General features: G+C 52.4%; 18 protein-coding genes and 1 pseudogene. 10 read left to right on the top strand and 9 right to left on the bottom strand.

Annotated elements, in window-relative coordinates; genetic code table 11:
- Nucleotides 1-419 precede the first annotated feature (419 nt).
- Nucleotides 420-1286 carry a glutathione-dependent disulfide-bond oxidoreductase gene (gene yghU, locus N1249_RS18805; RefSeq protein WP_217186937.1) on the bottom strand — a complete coding sequence of 289 codons (867 nt, stop codon included), beginning with the start codon at nt 1284-1286 and terminating at the stop codon, nt 420-422.
- Nucleotides 1287-1531: 245 nt separating this feature from the next.
- Between yghU and N1249_RS18800 the strand changes: the two genes are divergently transcribed.
- The 5 genes from N1249_RS18800 to N1249_RS18780 are packed head-to-tail and all read left to right on the top strand — an operon-like array spanning nt 1532 to nt 6930.
- Nucleotides 1532-3121 (top strand): ABC transporter substrate-binding protein, encoded by a 1590-nt coding sequence (locus N1249_RS18800; RefSeq protein WP_259831986.1) that lies wholly within the window; start codon nt 1532-1534, stop codon nt 3119-3121.
- 60 nt (nt 3122-3181) lie between these two features.
- The gene (locus tag N1249_RS18795; RefSeq protein WP_259831984.1) at nt 3182-4135 is read left to right on the top strand and encodes an ABC transporter permease; all 954 of its coding nucleotides are present in this window, start codon (nt 3182-3184) and stop codon (nt 4133-4135) included.
- A gap of 5 nt (nt 4136-4140) precedes the next feature.
- Complete coding sequence (locus N1249_RS18790) at nt 4141-4986, top strand: ABC transporter permease (protein WP_014071734.1); 846 nt, start codon at nt 4141-4143, stop codon at nt 4984-4986.
- Nucleotides 4979-5956: an ABC transporter ATP-binding protein gene (locus tag N1249_RS18785; protein ID WP_259831983.1), complete on the top strand. Its 978-nt coding sequence runs from the start codon at nt 4979-4981 to the stop codon at nt 5954-5956. The genes N1249_RS18790 and N1249_RS18785 overlap by 8 nt, the downstream gene beginning before the upstream one ends.
- Complete coding sequence (locus N1249_RS18780) at nt 5953-6930, top strand: ABC transporter ATP-binding protein (protein ID WP_259831981.1); 978 nt, start codon at nt 5953-5955, stop codon at nt 6928-6930. The genes N1249_RS18785 and N1249_RS18780 overlap by 4 nt, the downstream gene beginning before the upstream one ends.
- A 55-nt stretch (nt 6931-6985) precedes the next feature.
- On the opposite strand, the gene N1249_RS18775 is transcribed toward N1249_RS18780, so the two are convergent.
- A complete protein-coding gene (locus N1249_RS18775; RefSeq protein ID WP_259831980.1) occupies nt 6986-7534 on the bottom strand; it encodes a thioredoxin domain-containing protein in 549 nt (182 codons plus the stop codon).
- 155 nt (nt 7535-7689) lie between these two features.
- Here N1249_RS18775 and gss point away from each other — a divergent pair, with 155 nt between their 5' ends.
- From gss to N1249_RS18750, 5 genes are all read left to right on the top strand, one after another.
- The gene (gene gss, locus N1249_RS18770; RefSeq protein WP_259831979.1) at nt 7690-9552 is read left to right on the top strand and encodes a bifunctional glutathionylspermidine amidase/synthase; all 1863 of its coding nucleotides are present in this window, start codon (nt 7690-7692) and stop codon (nt 9550-9552) included.
- 156 nt (nt 9553-9708) lie between these two features.
- The gene (locus tag N1249_RS18765; protein WP_259831978.1) at nt 9709-10260 is read left to right on the top strand and encodes a peroxiredoxin; all 552 of its coding nucleotides are present in this window, start codon (nt 9709-9711) and stop codon (nt 10258-10260) included.
- 20 nt (nt 10261-10280) lie between these two features.
- On the top strand, nt 10281-11516 hold the full coding sequence (locus N1249_RS18760) for a protein-disulfide reductase DsbD (RefSeq protein ID WP_259831977.1): 1236 nt from the start codon (nt 10281-10283) through the stop codon (nt 11514-11516).
- Nucleotides 11517-11538: 22 nt separating this feature from the next.
- Nucleotides 11539-12096 (top strand): sigma-70 family RNA polymerase sigma factor, encoded by a 558-nt coding sequence (locus N1249_RS18755; RefSeq protein ID WP_259831976.1) that lies wholly within the window; start codon nt 11539-11541, stop codon nt 12094-12096.
- Complete coding sequence (locus N1249_RS18750; protein ID WP_259831973.1) at nt 12083-12712, top strand: DUF1109 domain-containing protein; 630 nt, start codon at nt 12083-12085, stop codon at nt 12710-12712. Before N1249_RS18755 ends, N1249_RS18750 begins: the two co-directional genes overlap by 14 nt.
- A 174-nt stretch (nt 12713-12886) precedes the next feature.
- Here the strand turns inward: N1249_RS18750 and N1249_RS18745 are convergent.
- The 7 genes and pseudogenes from N1249_RS18745 to N1249_RS18715 all read right to left on the bottom strand — a co-directional run.
- A pseudogene (locus N1249_RS18745) lies at nt 12887-13101 on the bottom strand (transposase); the annotation flags it as partial.
- A 128-nt stretch (nt 13102-13229) separates the two neighbouring features.
- Nucleotides 13230-13991: a hypothetical protein gene (locus tag N1249_RS18740; protein ID WP_259831972.1), complete on the bottom strand. Its 762-nt coding sequence runs from the start codon at nt 13989-13991 to the stop codon at nt 13230-13232.
- A gap of 719 nt (nt 13992-14710) precedes the next feature.
- Nucleotides 14711-15076 carry a hypothetical protein gene (locus N1249_RS18735; RefSeq protein WP_259831971.1) on the bottom strand — a complete coding sequence of 122 codons (366 nt, stop codon included), beginning with the start codon at nt 15074-15076 and terminating at the stop codon, nt 14711-14713.
- Nucleotides 15077-15085: 9 nt separating this feature from the next.
- The gene (locus tag N1249_RS18730; protein WP_259831970.1) at nt 15086-15532 is read right to left on the bottom strand and encodes a hypothetical protein; all 447 of its coding nucleotides are present in this window, start codon (nt 15530-15532) and stop codon (nt 15086-15088) included.
- Nucleotides 15533-15550: 18 nt separating this feature from the next.
- Complete coding sequence (locus tag N1249_RS18725; RefSeq protein WP_259831969.1) at nt 15551-16429, bottom strand: LysM peptidoglycan-binding domain-containing protein; 879 nt, start codon at nt 16427-16429, stop codon at nt 15551-15553.
- A 32-nt stretch (nt 16430-16461) separates the two neighbouring features.
- The gene (locus tag N1249_RS18720) at nt 16462-16941 is read right to left on the bottom strand and encodes an Hcp family type VI secretion system effector (protein WP_259831968.1); all 480 of its coding nucleotides are present in this window, start codon (nt 16939-16941) and stop codon (nt 16462-16464) included.
- A 27-nt stretch (nt 16942-16968) separates the two neighbouring features.
- Nucleotides 16969-18321, bottom strand: coding sequence for a VasL domain-containing protein (locus N1249_RS18715; protein WP_259831967.1), 1353 nt, complete (start codon nt 18319-18321; stop codon nt 16969-16971).
- Nucleotides 18322-18330 lie beyond the last annotated feature (9 nt).

Below are 18330 nucleotides of genomic sequence, written 5' to 3'. Positions count from 1 at the left end.
CTTTATTCAGCGATGACATTATGCCATTGAAATAAAAGAATTACAGCGGCTCCCTGGTCCGGCTGAAAATCGCTGAGGCGTTTCCTGTAGGCCGGGGCGAGGCGCAGGGATGCGCCGAGAGGGCGCGACTTGCATGGACGCTGCATCGCGCCCGACCCGAAAGCCGAAAGGAATAAGCCGAAGGCACCGCGAAGCGGCGATTTTCTTGCCGGGAGCCCGGGTCGCCAGGGTAGCGGCGGTGAGCTACCCTGGCACGTTCACGGGTATTGTGGTGACAGAGCAGCAAGGAACATAAAGTGAACGGAATGACCACCACAGCTGTATGTTCCCCCTCACCCCAACCCTCTCCCCAAAGAGGAGAGGGAGACGTCCGTACTCGTATTTTTTGTGGGGATCCCTCAACCCTGTGGGAGAGAGCATTACCCCTGACGCTTATCCTCGGTATTCGTATCAAAGTCGCTCGCCGCATGGCGTTCATGTAGCTGCTCGCTCGGCTCACCAAAGGTGCGGTTAACCATACGGCCGCGCTTCACTGCCGGACGGTGCGCCACATCTTTCGCCCAACGCTGCACGTTGGTGTACTGCTGCGCATCCAGGAACTCAGCGGCGTTATACACGTTCCCGAGCACCACGTTGCCGAACCATGGCCAGATAGCCATATCGGCGATGGTGTACTCTTCCCCTGCCACATAGCGACCCCGCGCCAGCTGTTTGTCCAGCACGTCGAGCAGGCGTTTTGACTCCATGGTGAAGCGGTCGATCGCGTACTCAATCTTCACTGGCGCATAGTTATAGAAGTGGCCAAAACCGCCGCCGAGGAACGGCGCAGAGCCTTGTAACCAGAACAGCCAGTTCAGGGTTTCTACCCGGCCCGCCGGATCTTTTGGCAGGAAGTGACCAAATTTCTCGGCGAGATACAGCAGGATATTACCGGATTCAAATACGCGCGTTGGCGGGGTGGTGGAGTGGTCACGCAGTGCCGGTATTTTCGAGTTCGGGTTCACGTCCACAAAGCCGCTGGAGAACTGATCGCCCTCACCGATACGGATAAGCCACGCATCGTACTCTGCACCCGTCACGCCCAGCGCCAGCAGCTCTTCGAGCATGATAGTCACTTTCTGGCCGTTCGGTGTCCCCAGGGAATAGAGCTGCAACGGGTGAGATCCCACCGGCAGCGTTTTCTCATGAGTTGCGCCCGATACCGGACGGTTGATGTTGGCGAATGCGCCGCCGTTGTTCTGTTTCCATTCCCACACTTTCGGTGGCTGATAAGTGTTGTCTGACATGTTGGCCTGCCTTTTGAGTGATGTGTTGAGGCAGTGTAGCAGGAGATTTGTGAATGGTTTAACGAACTGAGCGCATTAGAGTCGCGGCTATTCCTTCTGGCGCTTATATATATCAAAAGCGTTATAAGCTTAATCGAAAATCGCATTTTCATTGTTAATGCGTATTACCGCAAAGCTGAATATGATGCTGTCATATAAAGACAATTATCAGTAGTAAATACTTTATCAGGCAAGGAGTTAGTGAGATGCGTAAGCTTCTGTTATCCGCAGTTGTAGTATCGCTCGCGTTAGGTCTGGCAGGCTGTGATGATGCTAAAAATAAAGAGACGGCAAATGCGCCAGCAGCGAAAAGCGACGCACCAAAAGAGGGGGGCTCGCTGATTATCGGTATTACCTCCGGCGACCCGTTAGCGGTTAACCCACTCTATGCCAGCGACCGTACCACCTTAACCATCATGCAGGCGCTTTATGCCCCGCTGTATAGCTTCAACAACGGCAAAATCGAATGGGGCCTGGCAGAAAGTCTGACGCCATCCGCCGATAACCTCAGCTACACCCTGACCTTAAAACCAAACCTGAAATGGCAGGACGGCCAACCGCTGACGGCGGACGACGTGGTGTTCACCTTCAATAAACTGCTGGATGCCAAACAGCACAGCTTCTTCCGCAGCATGTTCACTTACGGCGACAAACCCGTAGCAGTGAGTAAGGTTGACGATCGCACCGTGAAGTTCACCTTACCGCAGGTGAGCGCAGCCTTTACCGGAACCCTGGTGCAGATCTACCCGATCCCGCAGCACGTGTTCGCGAATGAAGGTGACCTGGAAAAGAGCACTAAAAACGATGCGCCGGTGGGTTCCGGGCCGTTCAAGTTTAAAGAGTACCGCGCCGGGCAGTATTACGCCCTGACTCGTTTTGACGATTACTGGAACGGTAAAGCGAAGCTCGATTCCGTGACCTACCGTTTTGCCAAAGACAGCAACTCCGCCAACCTTGCGCTGCAAAACGGCGAAATCAACCTCAAGATGGTTGATCCGCAGGACGTGAATCGCCTGAAAAATACCGGTAAATTTGATTTTGTGGTCTATCCGGAGGGACGTCTGGCTTACATGACCTTTAACCAGAACGTGCCGGTCATGAAAAGCAAAGAGCTTCGTCAGGCCATCGCGTATGCCATCAACAAAGATGAGCTGACCCAGACCGCATTTACTTCGCTGGACTACGCCAAACCGGCAACCTCGTTCCTGACGCCGGATACGCTGTATCAGACTGACGACGTCGAGCAGTACAAGTTCGATCTGCAAAAAGCCAAAGATCTGCTCAAGGCCTCCGGGGCGCCGGAAAACCTGAAGCTGCATCTGGCGTATGTGAACACCAATAAAACCCAGGAGAGCATGGCGCTCTATATTCAGCAGGCGCTGAAGGGCATTGGGGTAAACGTCGAACTGATGCCGCTGGACTCCAACGCCATGTCCCAGCGCAGTCTGGACATGAACAACACCGCGTGGGAGCTGAACCTGGGCGGTTACATCATGGGGTCAGAGCCGGACGGTTATAAATCGCTGTTTATGAGCAACGAAGCCTACAACTACGCCCACTATAAAAATCCGCAGTTTGATGCCCTGTGGGACAAAGGCGCAGTGGAAACCGATGCCGCGAAACGTGCTGATATCTACAAGCAAATTCAGCAGACCGTGGCAAACGACATGACTTACTACCCGATTGCCTACACCAACGCGACCGTTGCCGTGGATAAACGCTTTGGCGGCACGCAGGAAGCGGAACCGAAGCCGGTTTATCTGTTCCAGGATCTGTCAAAAATATACCAAAAATAAGCAGTTACCCCGGTCATCTGGCCGGGGTTTTTCGTATGCTAAGTCGTGTAAGGGCATGTCGTGAACACATTACTCACGCGTCGGCTGCTGCAACTGCTGCCGATGCTTTTCTTTATTTCGCTGGTAGCGTTTTTGCTGGTCAAGCTCGCACCCGGCGATCCGGTAGCTGCGTACATTACGCCACGCATGGCCCCGGAAGATATTGAACGCATCCGCCAGAGCATGGGGCTGGATAAACCACTGGTGACGCAGTACGTGCTGTGGCTGAAGAACGTTTTCCAGGGCGATCTGGGCTATTCGCTGATTTACCACCGCCCGGTGCTGGAGATGATCGGCGAGCGTATTCCGGCAACCTTAGGGCTGATGGGCGCATCGCTGCTGATGGCGATTGTGCTGGCTATTCCGCTGGGGCTGCTGGCCGGGGCATTTAAGCACCGCTGGCTGGATCACCTGCTGAACTTATTCGCCTATATCGGTATTTCGGTGCCGATTTTCTGGTTTGGTATTCTTCTTATTACCGTTTTTGCCGTGCAGCTGAACTGGTTCCCCAGCATGGGAATGCGCACCATCGGCATGGACGACAACTGGCTGGATGTCCTGCGCCACGGCGTGCTGCCGTGTATCGCGCTCACTTTTTACAACCTCTCCAGCTACGTGCGTTACATCCGGTCTAATACCATTTCACAGCTTTCTGCCGACTACGTGCAAACCCAGCTTGCCTACGGCGCGACACGTTCCGGCATTCTGTTCCGCCATGTGCTGAAAAACGTGCTGCTGCCGGTCATAACCCTGTTTGGCCTGTCGTTTGGTGAACTGGTGGTGGGCGCGTATGTGACGGAAAGTGTCTTCTCCTGGCCGGGGATGGGCCTGCTTGGGATCCAGTCGATCACCTCGCTGGATTACCCCCTGATTATGGCGATCATCATGCTCTCGTCGATGATGCTGATCCTCGGCAACCTGATCGCGGATCTGCTGTATCGCTTCGCCGATCCCCGCATTCGTACACTGAGGTAACCCGGATGAGCAGACGCTGGCAACAGGTTCGTCACCAGTTGCGCCGCAATCGTCCGGCGCAATTTTCGTTATTTGTTCTGTTTATTTTCGTCATCGCGGCCCTGTGCGCGGGGCTGAGTCCTTACGATCCCGACCAGATGGCGCTGGGTGCCCGCACCTTACCCCCGGATGCCGCGCACTGGTTTGGCACTGACGAATACGGGCGCGATTACTTCACCCGCGCGCTGTACGGCGGGCAGATATCACTGATGGTCGGTTTTCTGGCGATGGTATTTTCCACGCTGATTGGCACGGTCGTTGGTACGGTCAGCGGCTATTTTGGCGGCTGGCTCGATAACCTGATGATGCGCGCCGTCGATATCCTGATGGCCATTCCGGCCTTCTTTCTGCTGCTGGTGGTGAACGCCTACCTTAAACCCGGGGTGGATAACATCATTCTGATCATCAGCCTGCTGACATGGATGAGCATGTCGCGGCTGGTGCGTGCGGAAACCCTGTCGGTGAAAGAGCGCGAGTATGTGCTCTATGCCCGCGCATCGGGGGAACACCCGCTGCGTATTATTGTGCGCCACATTATTCCCGGCGTGCTGCCGACCATTATTGTGGCGGCCACGCTCAACATCGCGTCGGCCATTTTGATGGAATCGACGCTCAGCTTCCTCGGGCTTGGCGTCCAGGCGCCTGCCGCGTCCTGGGGCAGTATGCTCAACAATGCGCAGTCGTACATTGGTGAAGCCTCATGGCTGGCGATGTTCCCCGGCATTTTAATCCTGCTGACGGTGTTCAGTTTTAACGTGCTGGGCGATGTGTTCCGTACCGCCTTCGAGCCGGGAGCGAACCGCGATGAGTAATTTATTAGAACTCGATAACCTGCAAACCACCTTTCACACACGCGATGGCGATGTTCATGCCGTGCGCGGCGTGAGCTTTCAGGTTCAGCCTGGAGAACTTGTTGGCATTGTTGGTGAATCCGGCTGCGGCAAAAGCGTCACCTGTAAGTCGATTATTCAGCTTCTGGGCAGCAACGGGCGGATAACCGGCGGCAGCATCCGTTTTCAGAACGACGATCTGGCACAGAAAACCCCCGAACAGCTGCGCGCCATTCGCGGCAACGATATTGCGATGATTTTCCAGGATCCAATGACGGCCCTGAACCCGGTGCTGACCATCGGCAAACAGATGTCTGAGATCCTGGTACGTAACAAAGGCCTCGCAAAAAAAGCGGCAAAAGCTGCGGCCATTGCCATGCTGGAGCAGGTCGGCATTGCCGAGCCTGAACGCCGCTACAACCAGTATCCGCACGAGTTCAGCGGTGGGATGCGCCAGCGTGTGATGATCGCCATTGCGCTCTCCTGCAACCCGAAACTGCTGATTGCTGACGAGCCCACCACCGCGCTGGACGTGACCATTCAGGCGCAGATCCTGCGCCTGCTGAAGAGCCTGCAACAGAAAACGCAGACTGCCATTTTGCTGGTCACTCACGATCTTGGCGTGGTGGCGCAGGTGTGCAGCCGCGTGGTGGTGATGTACGGCGGGCTGGTGATGGAAGAGGGGAGCGTGGAGGACATTTTCTATCGTCCGGCGCACCCTTACACCCAGGGGCTGCTGGCCTCGCTGCCGCGCCCGGACGAGGTGAATCATCGCCTTTCGCCTATTGAAGGTTCGCCGCCGGGTTTGCTCAACCCGCCCCCGGGCTGCCCGTTTGCAGAACGTTGTCCGAAACGGATGCCCCAGTGCGAAAGACAGCCAGCGTTTTACACCCCAGGAGAAGGCCATCGCGCCGCGTGCTGGTTATGGGCAGATAAGGAGGTTCAGGCATGAGCGAGCAACATTCGCCCTTAGTGAGCGTACGGGAACTGCGCAAACATTATCAGCTTAACGGCGGCCTGCTGCGCAAAGGCGTGGCGGTGAAAGCGGTTGACGGGGTGAGCTTTGATATTCAGCGTGGTGAAACCTTTGGCCTGGTCGGGGAATCCGGCTGCGGGAAATCGACACTCGGGCGCGCCATTCTGCGCCTGTTCGATATCACATCGGGTGAGATCCATTTTGCCGGACAAGAGATCGCCCACGCCCGCGAAAAAGAGCTGAAGCCGCTGCGTAAAAGAATGCAGGCGATTTTTCAGGATCCGTATTCGTCGCTTAACCCCGGTATGACGGTGCAACAGCTGGTGGCCGAGCCAATGCAGATCCACGGCTACAGCCGGGAAGAGCAGCGGGAGCGGACGGAAACGCTGCTGTATAAGGTCGGGCTCAAAAAGGAACATCTTGAACGGTTCCCGCATGAGTTCAGCGGCGGGCAGCGTCAGCGTATCAGCATCGCGCGGGCGTTGTCCGTGCGCCCGGAGTTTGTGCTGTGTGACGAGCCGCTGTCGGCACTGGATGTATCAGTGCAGGCGCAGGTGGTGAACATTTTGCAGGATCTCCAGCAGGAGCTGGATCTGACCTATCTGTTTATCGCGCACGACCTGTCGATGGTGCGCCATATTTCCAGCCGTATCGGGGTAATGTATCTCGGTAAGCTGGTGGAGGTTGCGCCGGCAAACGAGCTGTATCAGCATCCGGTGCATCCCTACACGCGCGCGCTGCTGGCGGCGGTGCCACAGCCGGATCCGCGAATTCGTAACCTCGAAGAAGCGACCCTGCGTGGGGAAATCCCCGGGCCAACCTCAGCGCTGCCGGGCTGTAAGTTTTGCAGCCGTTGCCCACATGCCATGCCGGTTTGTCAGGCCCAGGAGCCTGTAATGCAGGAGGTAGCGCCTGGGCATTTCGCCGCGTGTTGGTTGTTTAAGATGTGAGTTTTGTAGGCCGGGTAAGGTGTAGCCGCCACCCGGCATGACAGGCGAATGTGGACTAACCCAAAACCCGCTTCGCCCACACCTCTACTTCATCGCCACTGCCCAAATCCGCCTGCACCAGACCATTGACCATAAACGTTGGGGAGACGTGAATGCCGTTCTGGCGCGCATATTTACAGTGCCACTTAATCTCGGTTTGCAATTCCGGGCGGGCAAACGCCTCTGCAACCTGCACCCCGCTGTAACGTTCAATGCGCGCGACGATCTCTTCCGGCGTCGCCTGCATATTCGGGCCGCTACAGTGGTCGGTAAATTCAAACTCTTCACGGTGATCGGCCACGGCCTGCATCACCTTATGCGCTGCGGCTTTACCATCCGGCAGCGTTGACGCCGCCAGAATGCAGCGCACAATCACGCCGGAAAACAGATGCCACGGCTGAGACTGTAAACGGATTTTGACCGTCACCTTATCTGCACCGGCCAGTTCCAGGAACGCGTTTAACTTGTTGAATGTTTTAACCGAGAAAGGGCAGGTTGGTTCCAGGAACACTTCAAAAGTGCGTGGGCCGTGACCCCATTCCAGCGGTTGCGCCTGTAAGCTCATGTTGACTCCTGATGTTGTGAATTTTTTAGTTATTGTCGCGACGAATAATTTGCCACGCAGGTGTATGATAAATCCACCTCTGTCAGGTTAATTACAACGTGCAGACGACGACAACCCTTCAAAAAATTGCCGCCTGCCTGTTTTAGGTTGGATACATGCGTAAAGGAAAGTTAAGCAGTGACGCTCCGTTCGGGACGTTGTTAGGTTATGCGCCAGGTGGTGTGGCGATTTACTCTTCAAATTACGGCAGCCTCGATCCGCGTAACTATCCGGAAGACGCGGATTTCAGAAGCTATATCAGCAACGAATACATGGGCCACAAGTGGCAATGTGTTGAGTTTGCCCGCCGTTTCCTGTTCCTCAACTACGGTGTGGTGTTTACCGATGTCGGCATGGCGTGGGAGATCTTCTCTCTGCGCTTTTTGCGCGAAGTGGTGAACGATAACATCCTGCCATTGCAGGCCTTTGCCAATGGCTCAAAACGCGCGCCGCAGGCCGGGGCGTTGCTTATCTGGCAAAAGGGCGGCGAGTTCCATGAAACCGGGCACGTTGCCGTTATCACCCAGTTGCTGGACGATAAGATCCGCATTGCTGAGCAGAACGTGATTCACTCCCCGCTCCCGTTAGGGCAGCAATGGACGCGTGAACTGCGTCTGAGCGTTGAGAACGGGTGTTATACCCTTCATGACACCTTCAACGACACCGAAATCCTCGGCTGGATGATCCAGACCGATGACACCGAACACAGCCTGCCGCAGCCGGAAATCGACGGCGAGTTGCTGAAAATCAGCGGTGCGCGACTGAAAAATAAACGTCAGTTCGACGGGAAATGGCTCAACGAAGACGATGCCCTTCAGAAGGCCTACGTAGAGGCGAACGGCCACTTTATCAATAAAGATCCCTGCCAGTATTTCACCATCACCGAAAGTGCCGAGCAGGAACTTATCAAAGCCACTAACGAACTGCATCTGATGTACCTGCACGCTACCGACAAGGTGCTGAAAGACGATAACTTACTGGCGCTTTTCGACATCCCGAAAATCCTCTGGCCGCGTCTGCGTCTTTCCTGGCAATGGCGTCGTCACCATATGATCACCGGTCGTATGGATTTCTGCATGGATGAGCGCGGGCTGAAGGTGTACGAGTACAACGCCGATTCCGCTTCCTGTCACACCGAGGGTGGGCTGATCCTCGAAGAGTGGGTGAAAAACGGCTATCGCGGCAACGGCCACAACCCGGCCGAAGGGTTGCTGGAAGAACTGACTGGCGCGTGGAAACACAGCCACGCCCGACCGTTTGTTCACATCATGCAGGACAACGATATCGAAGAGGATTATCACGCCCTCTTTATCCAGCGCTCGCTTATTCAGGCCGGGTTTGAAACCCGGATCCTGCATGGACTTGGCGCGCTAAGCTGGGACAGCGCCGGGCAGCTTGTCGATGATGAAGGCCGCCACGTGAACTGCGTGTGGAAAACCTGGGCCTGGGAAACGGCAATTGAGCAAATCCGTGAAGTGAGCGAAACCGAATACGCCGCCGTGCCGATCCGCACCGGGCATCCTGAAGGCGAAGTGCGCCTGATTGATGTGCTGCTGCGCCCGGAAGTGCTGGTGTTCGAGCCGCTGTGGACGGTCATCCCAGGCAACAAGGCGATCCTGCCGGTGCTGTGGCAGCTCTTCCCGAACCACCGTTATCTGCTGGATACCGATTTTGAGGTGAACGACCTGCTGAAACAGACCGGCTATGCCGCTAAACCGATTGCCGGGCGCTGCGGCAGCAACATCGACCTGATAAGCCCACAGGATGAGCTGCTGGACAAATCCAGCGGCAAGTTTGCCGACCGTAAAAACATCTACCAGCAGCTGTGGTGCCTGCCAAACGTCGATGGCAAGTACATTCAGGTGTGTACCTTTACCGTGGGCGGGAACTATGGCGGCACCTGTTTGCGTGGGGACGATACGCTCGTGGTGAAAAAAGAGAGCGACATTGAGCCGCTAATTGTCGAGAAAAATAAGTAACGCTAACCGCTCCGGGGAGTATCCCTGGAGCGGTATGTCTCCCCTCTTGTGCGCCATGCCCACTAAATGAATAAATTTTCGTGGTCAGCGAAACCTTTTCAACATCATTAGCGAACTACTCTTCAGGTAATACATTTTTCCCTGATGGAGCTGACCATGAAACCGTTGAAAACGTTGTCTGCCGCCGCTGTACTGAGCTTTTCCCTTTTCGCCATGAGCGCACAGGCTGCGCTGAACGTGGGGGATAAAGCCCCGGACTTTAGCCTGCAAGGGGCGCTGGGCGGTAAACCGCTGACCTTCTCGTTGCAGCAGGCGCTACAGAAAGGGCCGGTGGTGCTCTATTTCTTCCCGGCGGCATTTACAAAGGGCTGTACGCTGGAGGCCCACGCCTTTGCCGAAGCCACGGATGACTTTAAAAAACTCGGGGCGACCGTGGTGGGGGTAACCGCCGGGAATGTCGACCAGGTGGATGAGTTCTCGAAACTGGAGTGTCGCGACAAGTTCGCGGTGGCGGCTGACCCAGGGGCGAAAGTGGCGGCAGAGTATAAAACGCTGATGCAGATGAATGGCAAAACCCTGTCTGATCGCACTTCGTACGTTATCGCCCCGGATGGCAAAGTTCTGCTGAGTTACACCGACCGTAACCCGGATGAGCATATCCAGAAAACGATGGATGCCGTGAAAAAATACGCGCAATCGCACTCGTAACTTAGCCTCCGGGGTTTTCTATGTTAACGGCTATTCTGGCCGCCTTCGCGGGCGGCATTATTCTCAACTTTATGCCGTGCGTCTTTCCGGTGATTTCGCTGAAGGCGCTGGGGCTTTTACGTCATCAGGGCAACAGCGCGAGCGCTCGCACGGAAGGGCTGGGCTTTTTGCTTGGCGTCATTTTTACCATGATGGCGCTGGCGGCCGTGCTGCTGGCACTGCGCGCTGGCGGAACGGCGGTGGGGTGGGGGTTCCAGCTCCAGTCGCCGCTGGTGATTGCGGCGCTGGCGCTGATCATTCTGGGTGCGGCGCTGAACCTGCTCGGGGTGTTTGAAGTCGGGCTGTCGCTTCAGCGGGCAGGGGAAATCAATGCCGAAGGGCGCGGTGCGTTTGTGCGTTCAGCCTTAACCGGCGCGCTGGCGATTGTGGTGGCAACCCCCTGCTCGGCGCCGTTTATGGCAGGGGCTGTGGGCTATGCGCTGGTTCAGCCACCTGTCGTGGCGCTGGCCATTTTCCTGGCGCTGGCGCTGGGGTTTGCTGCGCCATTTACCGCGATTTCCCTCTTCCCGGGGATGGCAAAACGCTTACCGCGCCCGGGAGCCTGGATGGATATCCTCAAACGTGGTCTGGCATTTCCCATGTTTGGCGCCTTTGCCTGGCTCGTCTGGGTGCTGGCGCAGCAGGCGGGAACCACCGCACTGGCGGCGATGCTGGCCTGCGCCGTGGTGGTGAGTTTTACCGCGTGGCTGTACGGCATCGCCCAGCGCAGGCGCTTTACCGGGCACAGCTATAAAGCGCTGCTGGCGGTGACCGTGGTGGTGTTTCTGGCGGCGATCGCTCCGTTGCCGGGCGTTATGCACACGCAACCTGCCCAGCCGGAAAGCCAGCTTGCGGATAACATCACCGAGGTGAAATGGTCTCCGCAGACCGTGGCGGAAATGCGCGGCCACGGCAAAGCCATTTTCGTCAACTTCACCGCATCCTGGTGCATTACCTGTCAGGTAAACGATCGCACGTCGTTATCCACCCAGGCGGTGAAACAGGCGATTTCCCGCACCGGAACCGTCTATATGGTCGCCGATTCAACTAAATTTAATGCTGATATCGACGATGCGATGAATGCCTTCGGGCAGGGCGGGCTGCCGCTGTATGTGATCTACCCGGCGGATGGCAGCGCGCCGAAAGTGCTGCCGCAGGTGCTGACGCCGTCGATTGTGGTGAATGCCCTGAATCAGGCATCCGGTAAAAAAGCATGAGGTAACAATATCGTGGCGGACTATGGATAACGATCTCGCCCCGCGTGAGCGCTGGCCCGCGCTAATGGCCTCCGCCCAGGCGGGGGATCGCGAAGCCTATACGCAACTGCTGCGGGCTATCGTCCCGGCCATCCGGGTGCTGGTGCGCAAGCAGATTGCCGATAGCGTTCTGGTTGACGATGTCATCCAGGATGTCCTGCTGACGGTACATCGGGTTCGCCACACCTACGACCCGGCGTTTCCGTTTCTTCCCTGGCTGATGGCCATCGTGCAGGCGCGCGCCGTTGACGCGTTGCGTCGCCGTGGGCGTTATCAGCAGCGAGAAACGGATGACGAAAGGGCGTATGACGGCGCCACGGTAGAAAAGCCGGAACACCGGGAAAATGAAGAACAGCTGGCGCTGATATTAGACCAGCTTCCGTCGCGACAGCGGCAAATTGTTGAACACATCCATTTGCAGGAGATGAGCCTTGCGGAGGCCGCTGAGCGCCACAACCTGAGCATCGCCGCCGTGAAATCATTACTCCACAGAGCATTAACCAATCTTCGCCGTATGGGAGCGAATCATGGGCAGTCATGAGGTATTAATTAAACAGCTGAGCCTGGATGCGAAGCCTGTTTATCGTCCCTGGACAAACAGCAGGAGAGTCGTCGCCTGGCTGCTGATGGCGCTGCCCTGCGGTGCCTTGAGTAGCCTGATGTTTCAGCGTGTCGCCACCGACTGGACACAGCCCGGTGCGGTGTTAGCTGTGTTTCAGTTAATCCTGGTGTTTATTACCGGCACGCTGGCAATCCGTAACGCGTTTTTACTCAGCATTGCCGGGCGAAAACCCCTGAGCTGGCGATGGTTTGTGCCGCTGGTGGTGCTCTGGCTGGGCAGCGTGGGGTTCAGTCTCGGCCAGACGCATGTGCAGGCCCATCATCCTGATGAGGTGAACTGTTATGTCTTTATGATGGCGGTGAGCGCGCCAATGATGGTGCTGGCGATCGGGTATTTGCGCCGAACCCGGGCGCTGTATCCGCTGCGAACGCTTGCGGTGGCGGGAGCGGGCGTTGCCTGTATGGCGTTAACGTTGCTCTCGTTTTGCCATCCCGTAGAGGTGCATCCGGCGGATTTTTTGCTGCATGTGGCGGCGGTGGTGACGATTGTATTGGGGACGATGGGGGCGGGGTGGAAGTGGGTTGCGATACGTTGAGGATAAAAGAACGGGGCCATTAGCGGCCCCGTTTTACGGTCACGATTAGAACATCTTGCGTACACGCAGGCTGAAGGTGTGTGCCGAGCCTGCCAGTAATTCTGTGTAACTGCCAATGTATCAAAGGTGATCGCTCAGGCGGTCATCGAACTCGATAAAAATGCGGCTCATCGCCAGCCGCCGGTTTTGCCACTCAGTGACCTGCTCTTTTACGGCGTCGGTGGCTTTAGATATCAGCGTGGGCGACACATCGGCGCCGTACATCTCTTTGAAGGTGCGACGATTTCGCGGGTAGTCATGCCTTTGGCGTAGAGGGATAAAATCTGGCTGTCCATCTGCGTAATGCGCGTCTGGTGCTTCTTAATCAGCTGCGGTTCGAAGGTATTTTCATGGGGGCTTTGAGTTTCTTTTCGTCCATAATTGCCTGTCTCCTTTACTGGAGTGAACATATCAAAATCAGGCAATTACACAATTTTAATTACAGTCCCTTGTGTCAAACAGACTCTCACTTAAATGGTCATTGATACCGATTTACCAGATCCTTAACCACGGCCACATAGGTTTTTTGTTTGAGTTGGCCGATTTGTGTTTCGGTCAGAGGTATTTTTCCCGGCTGAGGCTGGAGGACATTGTATTCGTAATTAATCGGTGTCCAGGTGGCCCATTCTCCACTCGCCACATCCACCAGGGCAAAACGTATCAGATAGCGTAATGATGCGGAATCGGACAATGCTTCTCCACGGTAATCTGACCAGAGAGTTGTTTTGGTTGTGGTGTCATATCTTCCAGTCTGTAATGTATCCCAATAAACAATCACGGCTTTTTGCTGTCCTTTTGCCGCAATATAACGCAACGCCTGCATGTAATTCATGTTTTCGCTGAGTACTGCGTCACCTTCCTCCGTTTTTACCGTGTTGCAGGTAAGCGGTTTCTGCCTGTCCGGAATACCTGAGAATGTTGATACCTGATAGTATTTCCCCATCTCCTGTTGCATGGTCATTTCCGGTGCATGGCTACCGGACTGAACCAGAATAACTGAAGAGCTCAACGGTACTCTGAATTTATCGCCATTAATTGCAGCCTGGATATCTTCTTCTGATACCGCAAGCGTGGTTTCATTGCCGAAAATATCTTTATCAGTAAGTTGAATTGCTGCATTTTTGCTGAAATTGCTATCTGCACGTTTAAACCCTGTTTTTTTTGCATCGATGGGGGAGTGAACACAACCGTTTAATAAAAATAACGATATGCATAAAAACAGGGTCAGCCTGATGTTCATATATGTTTATCTCGCAATGATGGTAAGTGTTTATTATGGGGTTAACAGCCTGAGGTGTTGGTTGGATTATATGCTGTTTTTTATTTTATATAAAATATAGTTTACGTGCATGTATCCACTAAAATAATCTAGGTTAATGAATGATATTGCCTTGGTGAATTATTTATAAATATATTCTGAAAATTGCAGAGGGAGTTAAATGTCAGCTGCTACCACAGGCGCTTGCTCAGCGGTTACATTTTGTCATTGTCTGAAGAGGACATTATCACAATAGAGGAGGGGGATAGCAGAAAAAAATACACATGATGCCTGTATGGCATTCCCGGTCTCGGTGCAGTCCTTGGGGCCAACGAACTGTTTCGTGCAATAAAACTTTTTTTGGTTATTTGTCAAGACCACCACGAAACCATCCCTTACAGCATTGCAGGCAATCTACATTATTTGTCTGCTGGTTTATTCGTTGCCAGATGCAGGTTTGGTTCCTTCTACTGTCTGATAATTGTTGAACCAGTTTCTTCTGTACAGAGTATAAGCAGGGCTGGTTTTCAAAATTTGACATCCAGTAACCAATAAACACATAAAAAGCAAGTGCCCCACCAATAACTGAATTTCTGTCACCAATAACCTTATGAATTATTTGTGAGAGTGGAATGGTATCATTTTTTTGATTTAACTAAGTGCTACCACCATTAACTTATTAAATAATAACTATGAATTTACTAATTATTTTTATTTTTCATTCTCGTCTTTTTATACTCGTCATATATGATGATTGTATCATCATATACCGTTAGTCTTGCTGAGTAATCTTTGTTATTCTTGTATTTGTTTTTCATTGCGGATAGTTTATGTTCAATATCTGAGCAACTTTCTTTAATAACACTTTCAACAATATTGTAAGTTGTTTTTTCTAAGCGTGGGTCAAAATCACTTATCCAACCCTCGCAAGCCTCAGCACTTTCAAAAAAATCCTGAAGATCTTGTGGCATTTTTTCTATAATAACTTTATCCACCGCAAATAGTAAACCGGAGTGTAAGGTAAATAATGTCATTAAAATAATTTTGAATAAATACTTGTTATTCATGGTGTCATCCTAGATGGTGTTTTTAATCCATTGTATTTGTGATAAATTCATACTGGTTTTACAATATAGTGACGAAATTGAGGAGCGATAGCCAGGACGCGCTCCATCACGTTGTGAGGCGTACTTACATTGTTTTTCGCGATAAAGAATAAATGAGCGATGCAGTTCCGGGAATGTTATTCTTGCTATGTGAATATAAGGTTCGTAATCAGTAGAGCCATCTTCATTAATCCCTCTTTCTCCTTCGGTATCATATTTCTTTAGCCTTTTTTCTGCGCTGTCTTCCTCATGTTTTAAAGCCAAAACGCTCTGCTGATATTTGTCCATAAGACACCAATAAACTCTATCTTGTTGTATTAATTGGTCATATGAACAATCGGATACTTTTATATCATGTGCATTGGTAATATTACACAATAACAATAATATTAAAAATAAATATTTGTTTGTTTTCATTTTCACTCCTTAAATGAATTATCTATTTTTGATCTCATCAGCAATGATAAGGTCATAAATGTATTGAATTTTATCTGCATAATTTATATCTCCAGGGTTACTGGTTGTTGCTCTCTTTGGATCTCCATTGTATTGTATTTGAATATTTTGAGGAGTAAACAATTTCCATCCAGGTATATACTGTTCCAGATGCGCTTTCTTATATTTAAGTTTATCTCCGGGATGAATGACTTTAACGCCATTCAGTGTAGTAAGAACACCCTGTGTTGTACCTATTTTCGTCGCTATAGTACTATAGCCACGATCGCCCTTAACAATTTCATAGGTATATTCTTTTTCATCGTCATATACCGTTTTATCTTTTTCCGTTTCTGACATTTTTATCATTAAAAGAGCAATGCCAGCGCGAATATTATATTCAGGATTACTTTTTATCATATCAGATTTGTTTTTTAAGTATTTGTCCCAATTTTTCGGGACTATAATATTGTATTTTCTCGGGCGAGCAGGAACCGTCACCTCGAGGATTCCTTTATCCTTGGTATTTCCTATCTGCATAGTTCTTGTTTTCCATGCGGGTGAAGTCGCACCTGTTTCAGTCCATATCATCGCCTTAATCAATTTCCAGTCCAGCGGTTTGTACTGTTCGATGTTTTTCGACATAGATAAATGCTGATTAATCTCAGATACAAGCTTCCTGATTGTATTATCATAAATATACCAGTCAGGATTGCCAATTGCTTTTTCTCGCCCGGACTTCCACTCCTCAAGGGAACTGAGTTTCTTGGGCGGTTGTCCAGAGACTTTCCCTGTTGTCCGATTATTTACCTGAGGTCTTTTCCTCGGATTTTCTGTTATCGGGATGCCTTTGTGTGCCGCTGCTGTGCGCTTTACCATGTGAAGCCCTCTATTCATTGGTATATTTTTTACTAGAAAACCCTCTCATTCCATAAACTGTATGCGCTGGTCCCGGCAATACAGTGCTCCCAGTTGATTGATTCATATATAAAAGAAATACTTTCCTGGGGTTGTGCTTCACTGTCAGTTATTACATGGGCAATCGAGAGGTTAATATCACTAATTCGGGCATTCGTTAATTCCAGCTTGTAATATTTTTCATTAATACCAAATCTATTTGTCCGGTAAAAATCAAAAACGCAGGACAGTATTTCATTATCGTTAATCGCTTTTCCCAGCAAAGGAGATGATTTATCGACAGGTTTTTTTATCGTAACTGAATGATGATTGACATTTTGATCCCGACTTAACCCATGTGTCAGTTCGTATACCATAATATGATCAAGGTGCTGTAACTGTGCTTTATTACCGATAGAGTCAAGGGAACAGCAACCTGCTGAAATCAATCCTTGCTTATCACCGTTCAGTGTTAAATAAATTAAATTGGCCATGTTAATCTCCTTGGTTTAACTATTATTTTAGGGTTTTGAATTAGTTGCCGCTTCCGGCACTATATTGTTTTTCAGCAGCAGCCAGCGGCTTAATGCGCCATTCAGCTGTTCGTTAATTTGTTTTCCCAGCGCTTCCGTATTCCGTCCTTGTACCCTGGCGTCCTGGTACTGTGTCAGCAGGGATTCCAGCGGCGTTTCCTGATTCAGTAAACGCTCTGCCTGCCAGGTGACGGTTTTGATATAGGAGAGGGTAAAGCCCTGTTTCTCTGTCTCCCGCTGCATCATCAGGTCGGCAAAGTCGCGCAAATTCTGGCGTGCCTGCTGCAAGCCACGCATTTGTGGGCTGCTTTGCGCGCGGGTTTTCAGGATTTCATTCCACTGCGTTGTTGCCTGCTGCTGTTGCAGACTCTCCGGCCAGCGGCTGTCTGCGGTTCGCATCATCTGCATACCTGTTTCCAGCAGTTGCAGCGGCGAGGCGTCAGGAAGCTGTTGCAGCCGTTGCCCGTAACTCTTCAGTTCAGGTGACGCCAGCCAGATCGTTGCCGCGCCCTGCGCCGTATCCTTGACCTGTGCCAGTTGTTGTTGCATCGGGTATACCTGCCACCACCAGAGTGCGGCAGCGACAGCCGTTGTACAGGCAACTCCTGCCATAAAGCCTTTACAGTTCCGGCCTGATGCGGCGCTTGCGGCTGATGCTGTATTCTCTGTGGTGCCGTGGTGGACTTCCACCTTCATTTCCGGCAGCTCGGGCAGGGGGAGACGGTTTTCCTCCGTGACGGGCCGTGTGCTCTCCGGCGCATAGATTAACGTTCTGACGGTGGCCTGTGACGGAGTACCCACACTGCTTTTCGGCTGTGGTTCAAGTCGTTTACGCGTGTTCTGTACAAAATAAAGCAGGTTTTCTACATGCGGCTGGCGTTTCAGTTCCACCTGCTGGAGTTTGTCGCAAATCAACTGCAATGCGCGCTCAGTCCGGTACAGCAACGGCAGGTCAGCGTCTGAAAAGGACAGTTGCTGGCGCAGGATATTACCTGTCCGGGTATTGAGCCAGTCAAGCATCCCGGTACGGGCTGATTCATCCTGCGGCCAGAATTTATCCCAGTCGTGGCTTATCATTGCCGCCAGTAGCTCCACCCCTTCGCAAAATCCGGCCAGCCCGTGTGTGCGCGTGCGTGCCAGGGTGTAATAGGTAGCCGTGTGCAGATCCACGCCGTTGGCTTTAAAGATCGCCAGTGCCAGTGATTCCACCAGTTTCCAGTTCAGATCCGGTTGCGACGGGTGAGAGGATTTATTGATCTCTTCCCGCAGGGCGCTGAATTCCGGCAGGCCGCGAGGATCGCTGCCGGAAACAATAATTTGTGTGAGTATGTCCTGGCTCATTTCAGCCTC

The organism is Enterobacter sp. CP102, assembly GCF_025152625.1.
Taxonomy (GTDB): Bacteria; Pseudomonadota; Gammaproteobacteria; order Enterobacterales; family Enterobacteriaceae; genus Enterobacter; species Enterobacter soli.
The sequence above is the reverse complement of the archived record's forward strand: the minus strand, read 5'-3'. Positions and strand labels throughout refer to the sequence as shown.

What these genes read in the sequence shown, in the direction of transcription:
- yghU (WP_217186937.1), bottom strand. Translation starts at nt 1,286, where the DNA reads ATGTCAGACAACACTTATCAGCCACCGAAAGTGTGGGAATGGAAACAG.
- N1249_RS18800 (WP_259831986.1), top strand. Translation starts at nt 1,532, where the DNA reads ATGCGTAAGCTTCTGTTATCCGCAGTTGTAGTATCGCTCGCGTTAGGT.
- N1249_RS18790 (WP_014071734.1), top strand. Translation starts at nt 4,141, where the DNA reads ATGAGCAGACGCTGGCAACAGGTTCGTCACCAGTTGCGCCGCAATCGT.
- N1249_RS18785 (WP_259831983.1), top strand. Translation starts at nt 4,979, where the DNA reads ATGAGTAATTTATTAGAACTCGATAACCTGCAAACCACCTTTCACACA.
- N1249_RS18780 (WP_259831981.1), top strand. Translation starts at nt 5,953, where the DNA reads ATGAGCGAGCAACATTCGCCCTTAGTGAGCGTACGGGAACTGCGCAAA.
- N1249_RS18775 (WP_259831980.1), bottom strand. Translation starts at nt 7,534, where the DNA reads ATGAGCTTACAGGCGCAACCGCTGGAATGGGGTCACGGCCCACGCACT.
- gss (WP_259831979.1), top strand. Translation starts at nt 7,690, where the DNA reads ATGCGTAAAGGAAAGTTAAGCAGTGACGCTCCGTTCGGGACGTTGTTA.
- N1249_RS18765 (WP_259831978.1), top strand. Translation starts at nt 9,709, where the DNA reads ATGAAACCGTTGAAAACGTTGTCTGCCGCCGCTGTACTGAGCTTTTCC.
- N1249_RS18760 (WP_259831977.1), top strand. Translation starts at nt 10,281, where the DNA reads ATGTTAACGGCTATTCTGGCCGCCTTCGCGGGCGGCATTATTCTCAAC.
- N1249_RS18755 (WP_259831976.1), top strand. Translation starts at nt 11,539, where the DNA reads ATGGATAACGATCTCGCCCCGCGTGAGCGCTGGCCCGCGCTAATGGCC.
- N1249_RS18750 (WP_259831973.1), top strand. Translation starts at nt 12,083, where the DNA reads ATGGGCAGTCATGAGGTATTAATTAAACAGCTGAGCCTGGATGCGAAG.
- N1249_RS18740 (WP_259831972.1), bottom strand. Translation starts at nt 13,991, where the DNA reads ATGAACATCAGGCTGACCCTGTTTTTATGCATATCGTTATTTTTATTA.
- N1249_RS18735 (WP_259831971.1), bottom strand. Translation starts at nt 15,076, where the DNA reads ATGAATAACAAGTATTTATTCAAAATTATTTTAATGACATTATTTACC.
- N1249_RS18730 (WP_259831970.1), bottom strand. Translation starts at nt 15,532, where the DNA reads ATGAAAACAAACAAATATTTATTTTTAATATTATTGTTATTGTGTAAT.
- N1249_RS18725 (WP_259831969.1), bottom strand. Translation starts at nt 16,429, where the DNA reads ATGGTAAAGCGCACAGCAGCGGCACACAAAGGCATCCCGATAACAGAA.
- N1249_RS18720 (WP_259831968.1), bottom strand. Translation starts at nt 16,941, where the DNA reads ATGGCCAATTTAATTTATTTAACACTGAACGGTGATAAGCAAGGATTG.
- N1249_RS18715 (WP_259831967.1), bottom strand. Translation starts at nt 18,321, where the DNA reads ATGAGCCAGGACATACTCACACAAATTATTGTTTCCGGCAGCGATCCT.